2 protein-coding genes are annotated in these 1553 nt (G+C 53.4%); one reads left to right on the top strand and one right to left on the bottom strand.

The annotated features are described in order from the left end of the window. A partial coding sequence (locus B3P58_RS16020; protein WP_286719011.1) for a metallophosphoesterase occupies nucleotides 1–893 on the bottom strand: 893 nt, incomplete at its 3' end. Nucleotides 894–1182: 289 nt separating this feature from the next. Between B3P58_RS16020 and B3P58_RS16015 the strand changes: the two genes are divergently transcribed. Next, nucleotides 1183–1553 (top strand): DUF4442 domain-containing protein (locus B3P58_RS16015; RefSeq protein WP_286719009.1); only part of this gene is annotated, 371 nt, incomplete at its 3' end.

The raw sequence follows: 1553 nt of genomic DNA, 5'->3' as shown, positions 1-1553 counted from the left end.
GCGTTGCGCTCGGTGTCTTTGAACTCACGGCTCTTGCCACCGGCACCGGAAACCATGTGCAGGGTTTTTCCGCATTTATCCACCGGCTGCAGGAACTGCAGTTCGTGATCGTGACCGGCAATCATCACATCCACCTTGTTACAGACGTGGTCTTTCAGCATGTCGTAATACACCACGCCGGCGCCCGGGAAGCCGTCATACATACCGGCGTTACCGTGCTTACCGTTGGACAGAAACGGATGATGGGCAAAGGCAATTTTCCACGGTGCAGAAGCGTTATTCAGCTCGCGGTCGATCCATTCTGCCTGGGTCTTTTTGTACGGCAGCTGCCAGTATTCAGCATCGGCATCGCCCACTGCGGCCAGCGGGTTGGAATCGAGGGAGAAGAAGTTAATCAGTGGCTGCTCTTCGTTTAACGGCGCGGAGAACGTGTAGTAACGTGCCGGCATCTGCCACTTATTGCTTGGGCGGTTCTGCTGGTAGTGATAATCCACCTGAATATCGCCTTTATCGTTATCCAGACCGTCACCACCGAATAACCATGAGTTATCGTGGTTGCCCAGCGTCATATAAAACGGGAAGTTGAGGTTTTTATACGGGTCTTCAAATTTGGTCTGGAACTGAATATCCGATACCGAATCTACGCCGGCCTCATAAATGTTATCGCCCAGTCCGATGGCGAAATCACAACCACGCTCGGCACATACAGATTCCAGTGCAGCAGCCACTTTATACTGACCATCACCGCCAGTCCCCATATCGCCGATAGCGATAAAGCGGACGGTCTTGTTAACAGTACCCACATCCGGCAGCGGCTCCGGGGTTTTCGACATGGCCAGCGCCTGAGCGGCAACCACACTGCTCAGCAGCACGGGAAGCATCATTTTATTCATAGGTATCTCCTTTATTCAGCGGTGAGAACAACATTGTGAAAGCCGCCGCAGCATAGTGGCACCATGTTACAGCTTTGTTTTTGTTTTATGGCAATGCGGATAACAGCACAAAGGTACCAATCTCAAAAGGACACTACCGGCCAGTGGTGAGGATATAACGCAACCCGGCTCAGGACGGCGTCAAAACAGCCAGATACACCGACCGTTAAAACGTCATTTCGGCCATATTCAACACAGGCCAGCCACTCTACACTGCGCGCCTTTACAACCAAAACCGAAGAACCCAGCTATGGTAAACACAGATAAAGCAAACCGTCCTAACCGACTCAGCACCGTCGTCAGCAAAGTGAATAAACTGCCGGTAGCCTGGCGCGCCAAGGCACTGTCACTGGTAATGGGCCGGGTGATTCCTTTCGCCGGCACCGCCGGCACCCGCGTAGAAAAACTGACACCGCAGGAATGCGTGATCGTTATGCGCAACAAGAAGAAAGTGCAGAACCATATCGGCAGTGTGCACGCCGCGGCGATGGGTCTGCTGGCCGAGTCGGCCACTGGTTTCATGACCGGCATGAGCGTACCCGATGACCGCATCATTGTTATCCGCTCCATGCAGCTGGAATACCTCAAGCGTGCCAGCGGTGATATGAAAGCGGTGGCAAG

This window comes from Thalassolituus sp. UBA2009, assembly GCF_002335285.1.
Taxonomy (GTDB): domain Bacteria; phylum Pseudomonadota; class Gammaproteobacteria; order Pseudomonadales; family Oceanobacteraceae; genus Venatoribacter; species Venatoribacter alkanivorans.
This window is presented reverse-complemented; position numbering and strand designations above follow the sequence as displayed.